Source organism: Myxococcus faecalis (assembly GCF_050039385.1).
Classification (GTDB): domain Bacteria; phylum Myxococcota; class Myxococcia; order Myxococcales; family Myxococcaceae; genus Myxococcus; species Myxococcus fulvus.
In genome coordinates, this window is the sequence record NZ_CP144336.1 from 4,821,321 (window position 1) to 4,837,661 (window position 16,341).

17 protein-coding genes are annotated in these 16,341 nt (G+C 69.1%); 9 read left to right on the plus strand and 8 right to left on the minus strand.

Features of this window, described 5'->3' with window-relative positions:
• Positions 1–50 precede the first annotated feature (50 nt).
• Positions 51–350, minus strand: coding sequence for a pilus assembly protein N-terminal domain-containing protein (locus tag VZQ01_RS19255; protein ID WP_141333045.1), 300 nt, complete (start codon positions 348–350; stop codon positions 51–53).
• Between the two features lie 109 nt (positions 351–459).
• On the minus strand, positions 460–1,374 hold the full coding sequence (locus VZQ01_RS19260; protein WP_141333044.1) for a sigma-70 family RNA polymerase sigma factor: 915 nt from the start codon (positions 1,372–1,374) through the stop codon (positions 460–462).
• A gap of 265 nt (positions 1,375–1,639) precedes the next feature.
• Here VZQ01_RS19260 and VZQ01_RS19265 point away from each other — a divergent pair, with 265 nt between their 5' ends.
• A complete protein-coding gene (locus VZQ01_RS19265) occupies positions 1,640–3,208 on the plus strand; it encodes a tetratricopeptide repeat protein (RefSeq protein ID WP_426748609.1) in 1,569 nt (522 codons plus the stop codon).
• A gap of 454 nt (positions 3,209–3,662) precedes the next feature.
• On the opposite strand, the gene VZQ01_RS19270 is transcribed toward VZQ01_RS19265, so the two are convergent.
• The gene (locus tag VZQ01_RS19270) at positions 3,663–4,004 is read right to left on the minus strand and encodes a hypothetical protein (protein ID WP_426748610.1); all 342 of its coding nucleotides are present in this window, start codon (positions 4,002–4,004) and stop codon (positions 3,663–3,665) included.
• A 397-nt stretch (positions 4,005–4,401) separates the two neighbouring features.
• Between VZQ01_RS19270 and VZQ01_RS19275 the strand changes: the two genes are divergently transcribed.
• The 7 genes from VZQ01_RS19275 (at position 4,402) to VZQ01_RS19305 (ending at position 9,946) form a co-directional block, all read left to right on the plus strand.
• Complete coding sequence (locus VZQ01_RS19275) at positions 4,402–5,754, plus strand: RtcB family protein (RefSeq protein ID WP_426748612.1); 1,353 nt, start codon at positions 4,402–4,404, stop codon at positions 5,752–5,754.
• A 69-nt stretch (positions 5,755–5,823) separates the two neighbouring features.
• Entirely contained in the window at positions 5,824–6,738 is a 915-nt protein-coding gene (locus VZQ01_RS19280; protein WP_426748613.1) for a TIGR02266 family protein, read from the plus strand.
• A 117-nt stretch (positions 6,739–6,855) separates the two neighbouring features.
• Entirely contained in the window at positions 6,856–7,335 is a 480-nt protein-coding gene (locus VZQ01_RS19285) for a cupin domain-containing protein (protein WP_426748614.1), read from the plus strand.
• Positions 7,336–7,490: 155 nt separating this feature from the next.
• Positions 7,491–8,396, plus strand: a complete 906-nt coding sequence (locus VZQ01_RS19290; RefSeq protein WP_426748616.1) for an MBL fold metallo-hydrolase — start codon at positions 7,491–7,493, stop codon at positions 8,394–8,396.
• Between the two features lie 249 nt (positions 8,397–8,645).
• Complete coding sequence (locus VZQ01_RS19295) at positions 8,646–9,365, plus strand: DUF433 domain-containing protein (protein ID WP_426748617.1); 720 nt, start codon at positions 8,646–8,648, stop codon at positions 9,363–9,365.
• 35 nt (positions 9,366–9,400) lie between these two features.
• Entirely contained in the window at positions 9,401–9,742 is a 342-nt protein-coding gene (locus VZQ01_RS19300; protein WP_426748980.1) for a PIN-like domain-containing protein, read from the plus strand.
• A gap of 42 nt (positions 9,743–9,784) precedes the next feature.
• Positions 9,785–9,946: a hypothetical protein gene (locus tag VZQ01_RS19305; RefSeq protein WP_426748618.1), complete on the plus strand. Its 162-nt coding sequence runs from the start codon at positions 9,785–9,787 to the stop codon at positions 9,944–9,946.
• 6 nt (positions 9,947–9,952) lie between these two features.
• On the opposite strand, the gene VZQ01_RS19310 is transcribed toward VZQ01_RS19305, so the two are convergent.
• The 5 genes from VZQ01_RS19310 to VZQ01_RS19330 all read right to left on the minus strand — a co-directional run bounded on the left by VZQ01_RS19310 (position 9,953) and on the right by VZQ01_RS19330 (position 13,999).
• A complete protein-coding gene (locus tag VZQ01_RS19310) occupies positions 9,953–11,494 on the minus strand; it encodes a sensor histidine kinase (RefSeq protein WP_426748619.1) in 1,542 nt (513 codons plus the stop codon).
• A gap of 134 nt (positions 11,495–11,628) precedes the next feature.
• Entirely contained in the window at positions 11,629–11,952 is a 324-nt protein-coding gene (locus VZQ01_RS19315; RefSeq protein WP_426748620.1) for a hypothetical protein, read from the minus strand.
• Positions 11,949–12,764 (minus strand): class I SAM-dependent methyltransferase, encoded by an 816-nt coding sequence (locus VZQ01_RS19320; RefSeq protein ID WP_426748621.1) that lies wholly within the window; start codon positions 12,762–12,764, stop codon positions 11,949–11,951. The genes VZQ01_RS19315 and VZQ01_RS19320 overlap by 4 nt, the downstream gene beginning before the upstream one ends.
• A 149-nt stretch (positions 12,765–12,913) precedes the next feature.
• Entirely contained in the window at positions 12,914–13,402 is a 489-nt protein-coding gene (locus tag VZQ01_RS19325) for a Fur family transcriptional regulator (RefSeq protein WP_223749445.1), read from the minus strand.
• A gap of 63 nt (positions 13,403–13,465) precedes the next feature.
• On the minus strand, positions 13,466–13,999 hold the full coding sequence (locus VZQ01_RS19330) for a hypothetical protein (RefSeq protein WP_267698674.1): 534 nt from the start codon (positions 13,997–13,999) through the stop codon (positions 13,466–13,468).
• A gap of 183 nt (positions 14,000–14,182) precedes the next feature.
• Here VZQ01_RS19330 and ppk1 point away from each other — a divergent pair, with 183 nt between their 5' ends.
• Entirely contained in the window at positions 14,183–16,339 is a 2,157-nt protein-coding gene (gene ppk1 / locus VZQ01_RS19335; protein ID WP_223749447.1) for a polyphosphate kinase 1, read from the plus strand.
• Positions 16,340–16,341: the final 2 nt, after the last annotated feature.

Sequence of the window (16,341 nt, forward strand, 5' to 3'; positions counted from 1 at the left end):
CACATCATCCCCGCTGCCCTCATTGGTGGGAAGGCAGCGGGTCCCTCGGGCTACTTCGCGGCCGCCTGCTCGGGGTCCGTCACCACCACGGCGTAGTCCCCCTGCTGCCCACCGCGCGTCCAGGTCAGCAGCCGCGTGGTGCCCGCCTCCAGCCCCGTGATTTCGAGCTTCCCGCCCCCCAGCGTCTTCACCTCCGCCGTCTCCCTGTTCCCCAGCGCCACGCGGGTCAGGTCCTTCACGGTGATGACGTGCTTGTCCCCCACCTTCAGCTCGATGCGCTCCTCCGCCAGCGCCGTCGTGCCCACCACCGTCAGCGCCACCAGGGCCAGCTTCTTCAGTGCGTTCCGCATGATTCGGGTCCTTTCAGGATGAGAGCGAGGCGTCCTCGCCTGCCTTCATCGGGGTGACACCGGCCACCAGGACGTGTTGCACGCGGGCCGCGAAAAAGTTCGCGGGGGGCTAACCGGGTTCCTTCAACAGCCCCAGGAGGCTCACGTCGAGCTGACTGTGCACCACCCGCATCAGGCTTCGCAGCTCGTCCGCGGACAGCTGGAGGCGCTCGGCCAGCCGCTCGCGCGCGCCCTCCAGCACCGTCCTCCGCGTCTGTGAAATCCAGCGCGACACCGTGGACTTGTGCGTCTGGTACATCGCGCCGATGCGCTCCAGGCTCACGCCCTCCACCACGTGCAGCCGCAGCACGGTGCGCTCGCGCGGGGACAGGCTCCCCAGCGCTCCCGCCAGGGCCTCGCGGAAGTCCTGCTGGTGGCGGCGGCGCAGGTAGTCGAGCTCGACGTCACCGCCCGCTCCGCCTCGCTCCACCCACGCGGAGCCCTCCGCCTCCGCGTCCTCCTCGGCCCTGGCGCGTCGGCCCTCCGCGCGCTGGAGGTTGAAGGCCGTGCGCACCACCGCCGCGCGCAGCCACGCGGCCAGCGGGCCCGTGCCCTGGTACTCGGCGATTCTCGGCTCGGCGTCACCCTGGGGGACGAGGAGCCGCTGACGCAATTGCTGGAGGACCTCCGCGGTGTCCAGGCCGCCACCTCGCACCCGCGTCAGCGCGCTGGCCGCACGAGGGAGCAGATGTCGCTCCAGCGCGGCGTGCGCGGTGGGCAGTCCTCGTGCACACGCGCAGGCCAGATAGAGGTCCGCCACGGGCAGCGCGGCGAGTGTCGCGGCGGGCTCGTCGCTGGGGCCCAGCCGGGTCGCGACGTGGCGCAGGAAGTCCTCTTCCGGAAGCATGACGTCCGGCCACGCCTGTCTCGCGATGGACAGCCAGGAGTCCAACAGCGCGTCGAGCCCGGGCACCTCCGCGTAGCACCGCGCCTGGGGCGGCAGGTGCTGGAGGAAGAGGTGGGAGCGACTCGGCTGCTTCGACATGCACGCCTCGGGATGAACACCCACCGGTGCGGTGGCTTTCCTTGTTACAGCGCGGGGCGCCTTTTCTACAGGCTCGCTCGGAGTCCTCGCGCGTCTCCAGGCCTGACGGGCCTGCCTGGAGTCCGGGGGTGATGCTCGCCCGAAGACGGGCTTTCGCGCCATGGGCCAGTGTCTCCGATGAGCAGTGGATTCAACGCGGCCGTGCGCGCGCCTCGGCATGGGCCCTGCTTTCCCCCGCAGGGCATCCGTTCCGGAGGACAGGACGATGAGCGAGCACGCGCGGGCCCAGTTGAGAGCGTTGAAGGAATCCGCGCGGTCGTTGTTCCTCCAGGAACGGTATGGCGAGTGTGCACAGGAGCTGGAGCGCATCCTCCGCCTGGTGCCCAAGGACCCGAATGCGCGCGTGCAACACGCGGAGACGTGTCGTCGCGCGGGGAACCTGCGCGCGGCCATCGCCTCCTATCGGACAGCGGCGTCGCTGCTGCTCGCGCAGGGATGTGAGGCCCGGGCCCGCGCGGCCCTGCGCGCCGCGCTGGAGCTAGACCCTCGGGATGCGGAGCTGACCTCGGACTTCGCGCGGTTGGGACAGGCGCCGGTGCCTCCCTCGACGGCGCTGGAGGATGAGCGGCTCTATCGGGATGTGGCCGGGCTCGCCGTGGAGAAGGAGGCGCCTCGGGTGGAGTCGAGGACGCGCACGCCGCCGCCTCCTCCTCCCGCGTTCGTGTTGCGCGCGGCGGAGGAGGCTCGGGTCCGGGGACCGCTGCCTTCGGTTCCTTCCATCGCTCCGGTGAGCGTGCGCGCCCTGGTGGCGCCCAGCGCTCCGCCGGTGCCCGATGACGATGAGTCGTCTGTTCTCGACCTGGTCGACGAGGTGTCCATCGACATCGACGTGGAGCCCGTGGCGACGCCCGCGCCCACCACCGTGATGGGGATTCTGCTCGATGAGGTGCCTACCGCGGACTTCCTCGCGGAGCTGCTGGCGTCGACGCCCATCCAGCTACCCGCGTCACGGTCGCCGAAGTCGTCTCCTCCTGTTCCGGAGACACGGGCTCCCGAGGTCTCCTCGCCGCGTGGATATGAGCTCGCCCTCGTGGGGGAGCGGTTGCCCGTGCCCGCGGCTCCCGCGCGGACGCTGACGTCGTTTCCTCCTCGGGGTGCCGTGGCGCCTCGGCAGGTGGAGGCTCCGCGGACTGTTCCCGCGCCTGTGACGCCTTCGCGCGGCGCGGCGCAGAACACGGGCGGCGCTGTTCGTGCTCCGTCCACGGAACGCAATCAGGCGCGGCCGATGGGCGCGGGTACCGCTTCACGGCAGGCCGGTGCGCCTTCGGCTCCCCAGGCTGCGTCTGCTCCGCGTCAGCCCGACGGTCACGAAAGCACGACGAAGGCCCCGCTCACGCTCGAGCCTCGGTGGACGCAGACGGGCACCGCGCCTCACACGGCCGGGGCTCCCGACCCTTCATGCGCTCGGGCGAAGTCGCCCCCGACCGCGTCACCCGCGCAGGCGCTTCAGGCCACGGCACGGGTCTCGCCTCCGGCGCAGGCGCTGAGCGCGCGGGATTCTCGCGAGCCACAGCGGGTCGAGGTGAGCGCGAGCCTGTGGACCACGGGGGGACCGGTGACGGTGAATCCCGTGACGGCGTATCGACCCGAGCTGCGCTGGCTCAGTCCCAACGCGGTGGCGCTGAGGGTCTCGCCTCAGTCCCGCTGGGTCATCATCCGCTCCGAGGGTCCGTTGTCCTTGAGCCGCGCGGAGACCCTCGCGACCGAGTCACTCGAAGACTCCCGTCTGACCGCGTCGGACCTGGCCGTGGCCTCCGTAGCGCCCACGCGCTGACGCGGCCCCACGCCTGGTCGGACCTGGCCGCGACCTCCGTGAACTCCGTGGCGCCCATGCGCCGACGCAGCCTCACGCATGCTCGGACCTGGCCTTGACCTCCGTGGCGCCCATGCGCTGACGCGGCCTCACGCCTGTCGTGGACGCGTGCATGCACAGCCTCGCGCGGGCTCTCGCATCACGCATGCGGATGCGCACGCTCGCGACATCGTGGCTTCAGGTCCGCTCGCGCTCCACAAGTTCTCCACATCGGGCGGACCTGGACCTCGGCGCACTCCGGAGCCCCTTCACGAGTCGGACTCACTGGAGCACTCCACCGCCCGAGCTCCCGTCCCACCCCGAGTACGCGCACAGCCGCGCCGGACCGCTCGAGCCCCACGGGCCCGAGCCTCCTGGCTCACCGTCACTGGACGCGGGGGAGGGCCTCACGTCCGGAGGCCCTGCCCGTCCCGCCTCACATCGGCACGGACTTCTTCGGGTCGAAGCGCTTCTTCTCGGGAGCCGGCTGCACCTGGGCAGGCGGGACCTGCTCCGTCGGCGTGGCTTCCGGCTCGCGGCTCTCCACCACCGCCTGCGCCTCCGCCTTCTCCTCCGACACCTGCGCCTTCACCGGCGCCTCGCAGTGCTCACCCTTCCGGTTCGGGTGGCAGTGCCGAATCCCATACACGTGGTGACAACCACACGCGTCCACCCGCTTCTTGGCGCAAATCGACGGATTGAACACCGGACCCGCCACCGTATCCGCCGGCACCGCCTGCAACGCCATCGCCAGGAAAACCCCGCCGAGGAAACCCATCACCCACCCCCTACCTGGATGGGAAATGGATGGGACTGGCGAGGGAATGCGGCAAGCCCCGAGCCGATCCAATCGCCACGCTTCGCACGCGAGCCGACTTTCGCTCGGACGTCCGCGTGTGCGCGCACCCGCCGCACCACCCCACCAGGATGCGTCCAGGGCGTCCGCACGGCAACAACACCACCCCCCTCACCTCGTCCCCAGGTCCGGGGCAGGCCCCTCCCACGCGCCGCGTCGCGTCCCGCTCCTCCCGAGGGAAACCCCCGGATTTCGCTCGCCTTCCCGCCCGCTCCACCCGCATCCTCGGTGGTCCCTGGCGTACCCGGTCCGGACAGTCAGCTTGTTCCGGACGTTTGCGTCGCTCGCGCGTGTTCACCCCTGTCCGGGGAGGAAAGCCATGAGTTGGAAGCAACGTCTGGAGAAGGCCGCAGAGGGCCATTACGTCCTGCCCAAGACCAAGAGCATGCGGGTCGACGCGGACCTGTTCCTCTCGGACAAGCTGCTGTGGGGCGAGGGCCCCGAGGTCCCCGGGCTGGAGGACACCGTCTTCGACCAGGTGGTCAACGCCGCGTCGTTCCCCGGCGTCACCCGCGTCGCCGTCACCCCCGACTGTCACGTGGGCTACGGCGTGCCCATCGGCACCGTCGTGGAGACCGACGGCGTCCTGCTCCCCACCGCCGCCGGCTATGACATCGGCTGCGGCATGGTGCAGCTGCAGACCTCCCTCATGGCCGAGGACGTCGCCGACCCCGTCAAGCGCCGTCAGTGGATCGACCAGGTCACCCGCCGCATCGCCGTGGGCGTGGGCGCCAGCCGCGCGCAGCACCAGCGCCGGGTGTCGGACCGCTCGTTCGCGGAGGTGGTGCGCCACGGCGCCAAGGCCCTGGGCCGAGGCTCCGCCGTCACCGAGCGCGACTTCATCCCCGTGGAAGACGACCGGGTGGACATCCCGGACCGGGCCTACGAGAAGCGCGGCCAGCTGGGCAGCCTGGGCGGCGGCAACCACTTCACCGAGATGCAGGTGGATGAGAGCGGCCGCGTCTGGGTGATGCTCCACACCGGCAGCCGCGGCTTCGGCTGGAACATCGCCAAGCACTTCTTCGTGCAGGGCGCCGCGCACCTGGGCCTCAAGAGCCGCAGCGAGGACTTCGTGTGGCTGGACGCCGACAGCGCGCTGGGCCGCGAGTACTGGAACCTGCACAACATGGCGGCCAACTTCGCCGTGGCCAACCGGCTCATCATCGGCGAGGCCGTGTGCGCCGCGCTCGAGGACGTGTTCGGCGGGACGGCGAGCGTCTACTACGAGATTTCGCACAACCTCATCCAGAAGGAGGCTGGCAGGTTCGTGGCCCGCAAGGGCGCCACGCGCGCGTTCCCCGCCGGCCACCCCGCGCTCAAGCGCACGGCCTGGGAGGGCACCGGCCACCCCATCCTGATTCCCGGCTCCATGGAGACCGGCAGCGCCATCCTCTTCGCCGAGGAGGGCGCGTCCAAGTCCATCTACTCGGTGAACCACGGCTCGGGGCGGCGGCTGTCCCGAGGCGAGGCGCGGCGGGTGCTGAAGCAGGACGCCACCGACGCGCGCATGGCCGAGGCCGGCATCATCCTCAACACCCGGCAGACACCGCTGGACGAGTCCGGCCCCTGCTACAAGAACCTGGATGACGTGCTGGAGACGGTGGAGATGGCGGGGCTCGCCCGGGTGGCGCACCGACTCAAGCCGGTCGCCTGCATCAAGGGCGCGGATTGACCCACACGCCGTGGCACGTGGACTTTCCGGGGGGCCTGCTACAGTGGCCCCCCTCCGGAGTCCCACGACATGACCTCGTCGTCCCCTGCCTCCCGCGCGCCCGCCTCGGGCCTCCGTGAGGCCGAGCTGGCTCGCGCCGAGAGCGAGCTGTCCACCCAGGAGTCCCGACTCGCCGAGCAGGTGACGCGCGCCCTGGCCGACGCGGCCCTGCTCTCCAGCCGTCTGGACGCCGTGCGCGCCGCGCTGGCCCGCGCCCACCAGGAGCCCGACGCCGACCCCCAGCTGGGCGAGCAGGCGTCCAGGCTCCAGGCATCCTCCGTGCCCTCACTCGACGTGGAGGCCGCGCGGGAGAAGGCGCTGGAGGCGCGGGAGAAGGCGCTGGAGGCGCGCAGGCGGATGGGCGTGGAGGTGCAGGCGGCGCTGCGCATCCAGCAGGAGCAGACGGCCCGGGTGGCGCGCGCGGTGACGGACGCGGAGGCCGCGCTGAAGCAGCAGGAGGCCACCCAGGCGCGGGAGAAGGCACGTCAGCAGGAGGCCGCGAAGGCCCGGCAGGCGGAGCTGGCGAAGGCGGCCCAGGCCGCGCGCGAGAAGGGACAGCCGCTGCCCTCGGCGCCCTCGCGGACCTCCGGCTCGGAGGGCGCGGACGCGCGGCGCAACGGTCGGGTGCGCATGCACACGTCCATCGACATGCGCAGCGACTCCAACTTCTTCACCGGCTTCTCGATGGACATCAGCGAGGGCGGCGTCTTCATCGCCACGGTGGACGCGGTGCCGCGCGGCACGCAGGTGGAGCTGGACTTCACGCTGCCTGGTGGACGCCCCATGAAGGTGACGGGCGTGGTGCGCTGGGTGCGCGAGGCCAACCCGAAGATGCCGGAGCTGATGCCGGGCGTGGGCGTGCAGTTCACCGGCCTGCCCGAGGAGGTCGCGTCCGTCATCTCCTCGTTCGTCACCACGCGCGACCCGATGTTCTATCCCGACTGAAGCGGGGGCCTCGCTTCGTCGGATACCCAACCCCAGCGGGCGCGGGGTGTCCGTGAGAGGCAATGCCCGGGGATGAAGACAGACATCCCATGGGGAGGATGCAAAGGTTTCGTCCTCATGAGCGCGCCCACCCGAAGCCCCACCGTCCCCGTTGCCCGCCCGCCCCGGTGGGACTCGCGCCGCCGCGTGGAGCCCACCAACGTGGCGGACGGTGAGCAGGTGGGCGACGCGCCCTCGATGCCGTCCGTCGGCAAGGTGAACCTGGCGCAGCAGCTGGCGCTGTTCTCCGAGCACGGGCCCATCGGTGAGCTCAACGGGCGGCACGTTCGGCTGGCGAAGCTGTCGGGCCCGTGTGCGTGGCGCCACCATGAGCACGAGGACGTGTTGTTCCTCGTGCTGCAGGGCCAGCTGCGCATGGAGCTGCGCGAGCGCACGGTGGAGGTGGCACCCGGCGAGCTCATCATCATCCCGCGCGGCGTGGAGCATCGGCCCGTGGCGGAGGAGGAGGTCCACGTGCTGCTCTTCGAGCCCGCCTCCACGCTCCACACGGGCAACGTGCGCGAGGAGCGCACGGCGGACCCACTGGAGCACCTGTAGGGGCCGGTCGCCCGTGAGGTGCGCCGGGCTCATGGCCGCAGGTCTCCCGGACGAGCGAGCGCTCCAGGCGGCGAGCAGCCCGGGCTCCTCGTCCGTGAAGCACGTCCCACCTTAGACACGGACTCGAGCGGCCTTGCGGCCTGGGACGTGTCGGCATGCGCATCCATCACCTGAACTGCACCACCCTGTGTCCACCCGGGGGCCGCCTCATGGACGGGCGCCGGGGCTTCCGAGGTCCCGCGGCGCTGACCTGCCATTGCCTGCTGGTGGAGGGAGCGAACGGGCTCATCCTCGTGGACACCGGCTTCGGCCTGCAGGACGTGCTCCATCCCCAGGTCCGTCAGAGCCCGCTCTTCCTGGACATGCTGTGTCGGCCCCAGCTGCACGAGGGCGCCACGGCCATCCGGCAAATCGAGCGGATGGGCTTCAAGGCGCAGGACGTGCGCGACATCGTCCTCACCCACCTCGACTTCGACCATGCGGGTGGGCTCGATGACTTCCCGCATGCGCGCGTGCACCTGCTCGCGGACGAGTACCTGGCGGCCACCGCGCGGACGTCACCGCTGGACCGGCAGCGCTACCGCCCCGAGCAGTGGATGCACGAGTCGCACTGGGTGACGTACCCCACGGGACAGGTGGGTGAGCGGTGGTTCGGGTTCGACTGCGTGCGCGACCTGAAGGGGCTGCCGCCCGAAATCCTGCTGGTGCCGCTGGTGGGGCACACGCTGGGGCACGCGGGTGTGGCGGTGCGCTCGGGGAGCGGGTGGCTGTTGCACGCGGGCGACGCGTACTTCTTCCACGGGGAGATGGACTCGGGGCGCTATCGCTGCACGCCGGGGCTGCGCGCGTATCAACGGCTCATGGAGAAGGACCGGCCCATGCGGCTGCACAACCAGCGACGGCTGCGTCAGCTCAAGCGCCTGCACGGGGACGAGGTGACGGTGTTCTGCGCGCACGACTCGCTGGAGTTCGAGCGGCTGGAGTCGCGCGAGAAGCACACGGAGACCTCCGCCTTCCGGTCATTCGTCACGCCGCCCGAGGAGCACGTGCACCCGTTCTGAAGGGGCTCAGGCGGGGCTGACTCCAACAATCGGTGGGGGATATTCCGGTTCACAGACTCATAGATGGAAGCCACGTAGTAGCAAGAGACAGGGGAGGGTCATACCTACCTCGCCCCCAAAACTCTGGACCCTCCCTAATGAACGGGACATAATCAGTAGGTTAAATTTCTTCTGTTTTCAGCTACTTACAGGGTCCTTGTGGTGAACTCGACAGGGAGGCACATTTTTAGCTAGGACACTGGGCGTCTGATGGCCACTGCAATTGACGAGCAAGCACCACGCTTTAACGTGGGGGTCTACTCCCTCAAGGAAGCGGCGCGCCTTGTCCGCATGAAATCAGACAGGGTGAAGCGCCTCGTCAAAGGCTACGAGTTCAGGGGTAGGCGTGGACAACGTAGCTCATCGCCTCCTCTTTTCCGGGGACAGTTTGAAGAGATCGACGGCACGATCAATCTCTCTTTCCCCGATCTTATTGAACTACTTTTTGTGCGCGACTTTCGCGAGCATGGCGTCAGCATGCCCGTCATCCGACGTGCTGCAGAAGTAGCCGCTGAGATGTACGGGGGAGTAGACCATCCTTTCTGCTTCAGAAAGTTCTCCACCGACGGAAAGCGGATCTTTACGACAGCCGCAGATGCAGAAGGTGATGAGCACATGGTTGATCTTGTGCGTCGTCAGCACGTCTTCGCTCAAGTGATGGATCCATTTCTTAAGCAGCTTGAGTATTCTGAAGCAGGGCAGTTGCTCAGGTGGTTTCCCCTAGGCAAAGACAAGCGAGTCGTGTTGGACCCTCGTCTGTCCTTCGGAGCACCCATAGTCGCAAAGTTCGGCGTACCAACCTCGGTACTTTATGCCGCACACAGAGCCGGAGAATCAGAGGAGAACATTGCCGCGTGGTACGATGTACCTGTCGCTGCCATTCAGGATGCAATCTCCTTCGAGTGCTCGCTTGAGCAACGAACTGCGTGACCTTCTTCTTTGACCACTGCATATCCCACCGACTGGTGGAGATACTGCGCGTCCTCAAAGAGGACGTACGGGCCCTAAAGGAAGAATTCCCAGTCGAGACTCCGGATCAAACATGGATTCCGACGGTCGGAAAGCAAGGTTGGATCCTAGTAACAGCCGATAGAAACATTAAATCCAAGCCGCACGAACGACTGGCATTGCAGCAGTCGAAGCTTACTGCCTTCTTTCTAGTGAAGGGCTTCGGCGACCAAAAGTTATGGGACTACGCAATCGCTCTTCTCAAAGTATGGCCTCAGATTAAAAAAGTGGCAGAAACAGCACAGCCAGGTGATTCCTACCGAGTGACTCTCACTGGCAACGTAGAGCCATTTCTATAATGGAGATGATTTCAACACTCTAGCCACTGAGAACCCTTCGAGTTGAACCGCGCATGGAAGCGCCTGCACGGGGATGAGGTGACGGTGTTCTGCGCGCACGACTCGCTGGAGTTCGAGCGGCTGGAGTCGCGCGAGAAGCACACGGAGACCTCCGCCTTCCGGTCATTCGTCACGCCGCCCGAGGAGCACGTCCACCCGTTCTGAAGGGACTCAGGCGGGGGCTGATTCCAGGGGCTGCTCGAGCAGCGGCAGCTCCACCGTGCAGGTGGCTCCGTCCCCGGAGGTGCCCTCCATGCGCAGGGTGCCTCCGTGGGAGTCCACCCACTGTTGGACCAGGTGGCGACCCAGCCCGGCGCCACCGTCGGGCAGGGGCATGCCCTCGACCACGATTCGCGCGCGGGTGCGTCCCACGCGCTCGACGCGAAGCCGCACGGGGTGCCCCGCTCCGAGTTCCAGCGCGTGGGCGATGAGGTGGGTCAGCACCTGCTCCAAGCCCAGTCGGTCCCAGCGACCCACGAGCCCCGGCTCCGCGTCGAAGAGGAGCGGGCTGCCTGCCTGCGCCGCGGACTCGGTGAAGCGCTCCATCACCTCGTGAGCCAGGTGTGACAGGTCCACCGGCTCCGCGACCTGGCGACCCGTGAGCTGGCTCGACACGTCCCACAGGTCCAGGAGCAACTGACCCAGGCGGCGTGACTGTTCGAGCGCGCGCCCCACTCCGTCCCTCACGCGGTCCGGCTCCGAGGAGGGGTCCACCCGCTCCAAGCCGCGCAGGAGCCACTGCAAGGTGTCGAACGGGATGCCCAGATCGTGCGCCCTCACGCCGATGCGCGCCATCATCTCGTGCGCGTCGGCTTCGTCCACCTTCAGCGCGGACCGGGGGTCCACCTCTGTGCTTTCGCGCGGTGTGGTCTTGGAGACATCGCCGGGTCTCGTGGCGTCACCGCGCGATGGACTGTCTTCGTCGAGCAATGAGTCGATGAGCGCCTCCGCGAAGAAGAAGGTGCCGGCCCTGGTGCGGGGACGCGCGGTCTCGTCGCCTCTCTCCGAGACGCCACTCGCGCCCTGCACGCTCTCGACGCGTGGCTCGATTCGCGGGGGGCTGGCCTCGACACGTGGCGGTGGCAGCCGGGACAGCAACAGTCCTCCCGAGGTCGCGACCAGCGTGAGGACCAGGCCCATCGTCACCAGGGAGAGCAGCAGGACCTGCTCCTCCGTCTCCACCACGGACTGGAGGCTCGTGCCCAGCCGCGACTCCATCCGGGTCGTGAGCTGATGGAGCGTCGCGTAGGTGCGCAGCCTCGTGTCCCTGGCCCGTTCCTCGAAGAGGGCCTCGCGTCGTGAGTGCAGCGCGCGTGTGGCGTGGATGGCGACCCACTCCCGCACGGCCTGCTCGTGCTCCTGCTCCGCTCGCAGCGCCGACGAGAGCAGCGTCGCCGCGGGCGGTGTCACCAGCCGAGACACGAGCCGCTCGTGCGTGACGATGAAGCGCTCGCGAGCGCGCACCCGGTCCTCGGCGAAGAACGCGTCGTCGGACAGGACGACGCTCCGCTCACTGGAGACCTTGTCGGTGAAGGCCCTGCGCAGGCGCTCCACCTCCAGCCGGTCCATCGACAGCTCCAGGAGGTTCGCCCTGCGACTGGAGCGCGCGGACACGAGCTCCACGGCCAACGTGCACGTCAGCACCAGCGCGACGAGCAGGGCCGCGATGAAACCAGCGCCCACGCGCTGGAAGAACGTCCACGGCCGCCCCACACCCGCCCCCCTCCGGGCAGGACACAGGCTCGCCCACGCCCCGCGCGCACAAGGTGAGGTCACGCGGGTCGCGCCTGCACCCCCACCCGAGGAGCGTCGACGCGCTCACGTGTGAACAGTCAGCGGCCCGCGGCTCAGGCCTCGCGCTCCAGCACGCGCCCCACCATCCCGAACGCGCGGAACAGCTCCGCCTTCACCTTCAGCCCCGCGCCCGAGAGCAACACGTCGAGCCGCTCCCGCGTGAGCAGATGGAATCCTCCCATCAGCCGTCCCCGCAGCGTCTCCGCGCGCTCCCTGGGCAGCCCCGCCTCCAGCGCGCAGCGCACGTGCGCCTCCCCGAGCATCGCCCCCAGCACCGCCGCCGGCATCGCGTGCAGCACGTCGTAGCCCGGCAACAGCTGGCGTATCTCCCGCTCGTACTGCCCCGCGTCGTCGAACCGCTTCACCGCCGCCGTCACGGCGCCACCGTCTTCACATGCACGATGGCCGGAGGCAGGTTCCGCAGCACCGGCACCTGGGAGAACCCTCGCAACACCGCGCCCCCGACGCCCCGCGCATACAGGCCATAGGACACCGACCTCACCTCCGTGACGTGCGGACTCCAGCCGCGCAGCAGCGGCTCCACCTCATCGCGATTCACCCCCCACGGCATCGGCGGCGCCCGGTAGTGCTTCGTCTTGTGGAACCCCTGGAGTGTCTTCCTCGAGAACCACCGCGGGATGACGTCGAACATCACCTCCACCCCGGGGAAGCGCTCGACGATGGCCAGCAGCAGCCGGCGAACCTCCGCCTCCTCGAAGTACATGAGCAGCCCCTGCGCGCTCACGAACACGCCCTGAGACGCGTCCACCGCGTCCAGCCACGCCAGGTCCAGCGCGCTCCTCGGCACGTGCCGACACCGCTCCGACGCCGGCAGGAACCGCTCCCGCACCGCCAGCGCCTCCGGCACGTCGACGCACACCCAGCGCACCCGCCCGTCGTCGCACCGCTGCAGCTGCGTCTCCAGCCCCACCCCCAGCTCCACCACCGTGCCGCCCGGATGCGCCGCCATCCACGGCCGCACCACGTCGTCGAACACCCGCGAGCGCATCGGATGCGAGCCGTCCGCCTTCCCGAAGCTGCGCTCGAAGTCGTAGGTGATGGACTCGTAGATGCGCACACACGCCGGGTCGTGAAGGAACGTGTCCGCGCGCCGGGCCTCCGTCGCGCGGTTGTGCAGCGTCCAGAGCATGGTCTCCGGGACACCCGTGAGATTGACGGTCGCGGTCATGGAACCCTCCGGCGGACGAGCGCATCGGCTGCGCTCGCACCGGCCTCATGGGGGCGTCACGGTGAACGGAGCGTCAGCATCGATGCTGGGGGCAATCTTGCGATTCAGTCGCATAGAAGCCCGGGGCCGTCCATCCGGGAGGCGCCGGCTCACGTCCTGGCGAGGGGCTCGCAAGCCGAGCACACCCCGAACAGCTCGTGGATGTGCCCGGTGAGCCGGAAGCCGAGGCTCTTCGCCACGTCGTTCTGGAGCAGCTCGATGGCCTCGAAGTGGAACTCCACCACCTTGCCGCACGAGGAGCAGATGATGTGGTCGTGGTGCTCGCGCTCGAAGGCGCGCTCGTAGCGCTGGCCCTCGCCGCCGGAGACCAGCGTCTGGTGGATGAGCTCCGCCTCCACCAGCAGCGGCAGCACCCGGTAGACGGTGGCCGGGTGCACGTCCTCCGCGCCCCGCTCCCGCACGGAGCGCACCAGCTCCTCCGCCGTGAAGTGCCCCACGTGCTCCAGCGCCGCGCGCGCCACCGACTCGCGCACCAGCGAGCTCTTGAGCCCCTTGCGCCGCACGAAGGCGCGAAGATGCTCCAGCGCACGGTTCAGCCCCTCGGGGCCCAGCATGGATGGATGAGACGCCCGACGCATGGCCGCATCATGCGACTGGGTCGCACTTCACGTCCAGTCAGGCGACACCCCGGGCGTGGGCGCTCAGCCCTGGGTCGTCCCCGGGGCGGCGGGCGCCTGCGCGGGGGAGGACGGGGCCTCGCCACCGGAGGGCGCCTCGAAGCTGCCCGTCTCCGGGTCCACGGACCAGGCGGAGAACTTCTGCTGCTTCACGTCCTTCAGCTTCCCGTCCTGGTAGCAGACGGAATAGACGAGGAAGAACTCCTTCTCCATCGACGGCGTGCCGTGGCGGTAGCAGTCCGCGCCCGTGGCGTCCTGCTCGCGCGTCATGGGCCGGCCCAGGAGCGCCACCACCTGGTCCGACGTCATGCCCCCATGCATGGACTTGAAGCCATGGGGCGTGACGACGCGGAAGGTGTTCTCCTGCTCGCGGGCCAGCCCCCAGAAGCCCACCGCCAGCGTGACGGGGATGAGGGCCGCGACGAGCGCCACGGCCCAGCGGCCCTTGGAGGCCTTGCCTTCCTTCTGGAAGGCCGTGAAGAGGTTGCTCGAATCCGTTGGCTCGGCAACCAGGGCGGCGTTCGGCGGGTTCTCTGTCGGGCTCACGTCGACTGACATGCCGTTCCAACAGCCCGGATGCAAGAAACTCCACGCGTCCTGTCCGGTAACGCCTGCCCGGCGCCTTCCCAGGCCTTACATCGGGGGCGGAGGGGCTGCCCTTCGTGACACGGAAGTTCACAATCCGGGGGTTGCCGTCCTGCTACATCCCCCGCCGAGGTAGGAACCCAGGAGCCGTGAGAGATGGCGAAGCGAGGGGCCGCCGGACGCAGCACCCAGAAGCCGTTGGAGCGAGACGTCCTGCCCGCGGGGACCGACCCGGAGGAGGGGCTCTTCTTCAACCGCGAGCTGTCCTGGTTGGCCTTCAACGACCGGGTGCTCCAGCTGGCCGAGTCGGCGGACGAGCCGCTGCTCGAGCGGCTGAAGTTCGTGGCCATCTACGCGCGCAACCTGGATGAGTTCTTCATGATTCGCGTCGCCCGCCTGCACGAGCAGGTGCGCGGCAACGTGGCCCGGCTGGTCCCCGACGGCGCGTCCCCGGGCCAGACGCTGGACAAGCTGCACGAGGGCATCTTCGAGCAGAGCAAGCGCCACAGCGCCATCTTCGAGAAGCTCCTGCGGCCCGCGCTCGCGGAGAAGGGCCTGCGCATCCTCTCCGCCAAGGACCTGGACGCCGAGCAGCGCGCGCAGGTGGACCAGCGCTTCAAGGAACAGATTTTTCCCGTGCTCACGCCGCTGGCCATCGGCCTGGGCCGACACTTCCCGTACATCTCCAACCTGTCGCTCAGCCTCGCGGTGCTCCTGAGGGACCCGGACGCGGGCGAGGAGAGCGTGGCGCGGGTGAAGGTGCCCAAGGAGCTGCTGCCGCGCTTCCTGCCCCTGAAGAACAACGTCTTCGTGCCGCTGGAGGAGGTCATCGCCCAGCACCTGGGAGATTTGTTCCCGGGCATGGAGGTGCTCAGCTGGAGCCTGTTCCGCGTCACCCGCGACGCGGACTTCACCGTGTCCGAGGACGCGGAGGACCTGCTCAAGGCGGTGGAGACGGAGCTGCGGCAGCGGCGCTTCGGGGACGTCATCCGGCTGGAGGTGCAGGCGGGGATGAGCCCCAAGCTGCTGGAGCCGCTGGTGGAGGCGCTGGGGCTGGAGTCGCGGCAGGTGTACGAGGAGCAGGGGCTGTTGGGCCTGGGGGACCTGCAGGCCATCGCCTTCGCGCCCGGCTTCCCGGAGCTGAAGGACCCGCCGTGGACGCCCGTCACCCAGCCCCGGCTGCGCCCGGACTCGGACGCGCCCGAGGGGACGACGGTGATGGCGGCGATGCGGCGGGGGGATTTGCTGGTGCACCACCCCTACGACTCGTTCGGCTCGTCGGTGGAGCGCTTCGTCACGGAGGCGGTGGCGGACCCGGACGTGCTCGCCATCAAGCAGACGGTGTACCGCACGTCGGACAGCTCCCCGCTGGTGCCCGCGCTGATTACCGCGACGGAGAACGGCAAGCAGGCCGTGTGCATGGTGGAGCTCAAGGCGCGCTTCGACGAGCGCACCAACATCAAGTGGGCCAACGCGCTGGAAGAGGCGGGCGTGCACGTGGTGTATGGGATTCCGTCGCTCAAGACGCACGCGAAGGCCATCCTCATCGTGCGGCGCGAGGGCGAGCGGGTGCGGCACTACGTGCACGTGGGCACGGGCAACTACAACCCGAAGACGGCCCGGCTCTACACGGACATGGGCCTGTTCACCACGGACCCGGACATCGGCGCGGACGTGGCGGACCTGTTCAACTACCTCACCGGCTTCGGCCGGCCCAAGAGCTTCCGCAAGCTCCTGGTGGCGCCGCTCACCATGCGCGAGGGGCTGCTCGAGCACATCAAGGCCACCGTCGTCGCGCACACGCTGGAGCGCCCCGCGCGCATCCAGATGAAGATGAACGCGCTGGTGGACCCCATCATCATCCGCGCGCTCTACGACGCGTCCCGCGCGGGCGTGAAGGTGGACCTCAACGTGCGCGGCATCTGCTGCCTGCGCCCGGGCGTGCCCGGCGTCTCCGAGAACATCCGCGTGGTGTCCACGCTGGGCCGCTTCCTGGAGCACGCGCGCCTGTACCTCTTCGAGCGGGGACAGGAATTGCGCTGCTACATCGGCTCCGCAGACCTGATGCCTCGAAACCTGGACCACCGGGTGGAGATTCTCGCGCCGGTGGAGGACCCCACGCTGGCCGCGCAGGTGCGCGACTCGCTGGAGCGCAGCCTCGCGGACAACACCCACGCGTGGGAGCTGCAAGCCGATGGCACCTGGAAGCGCCTGGTGCCACCGGCCGGCGGCGAGAAGCGCTGGGCCCAGGGCGAAATCATGGAGCGCGCCACGCGGGCCGCCCAGTTCCCCGGGGCCCGTCCCCTGCCCTGAGG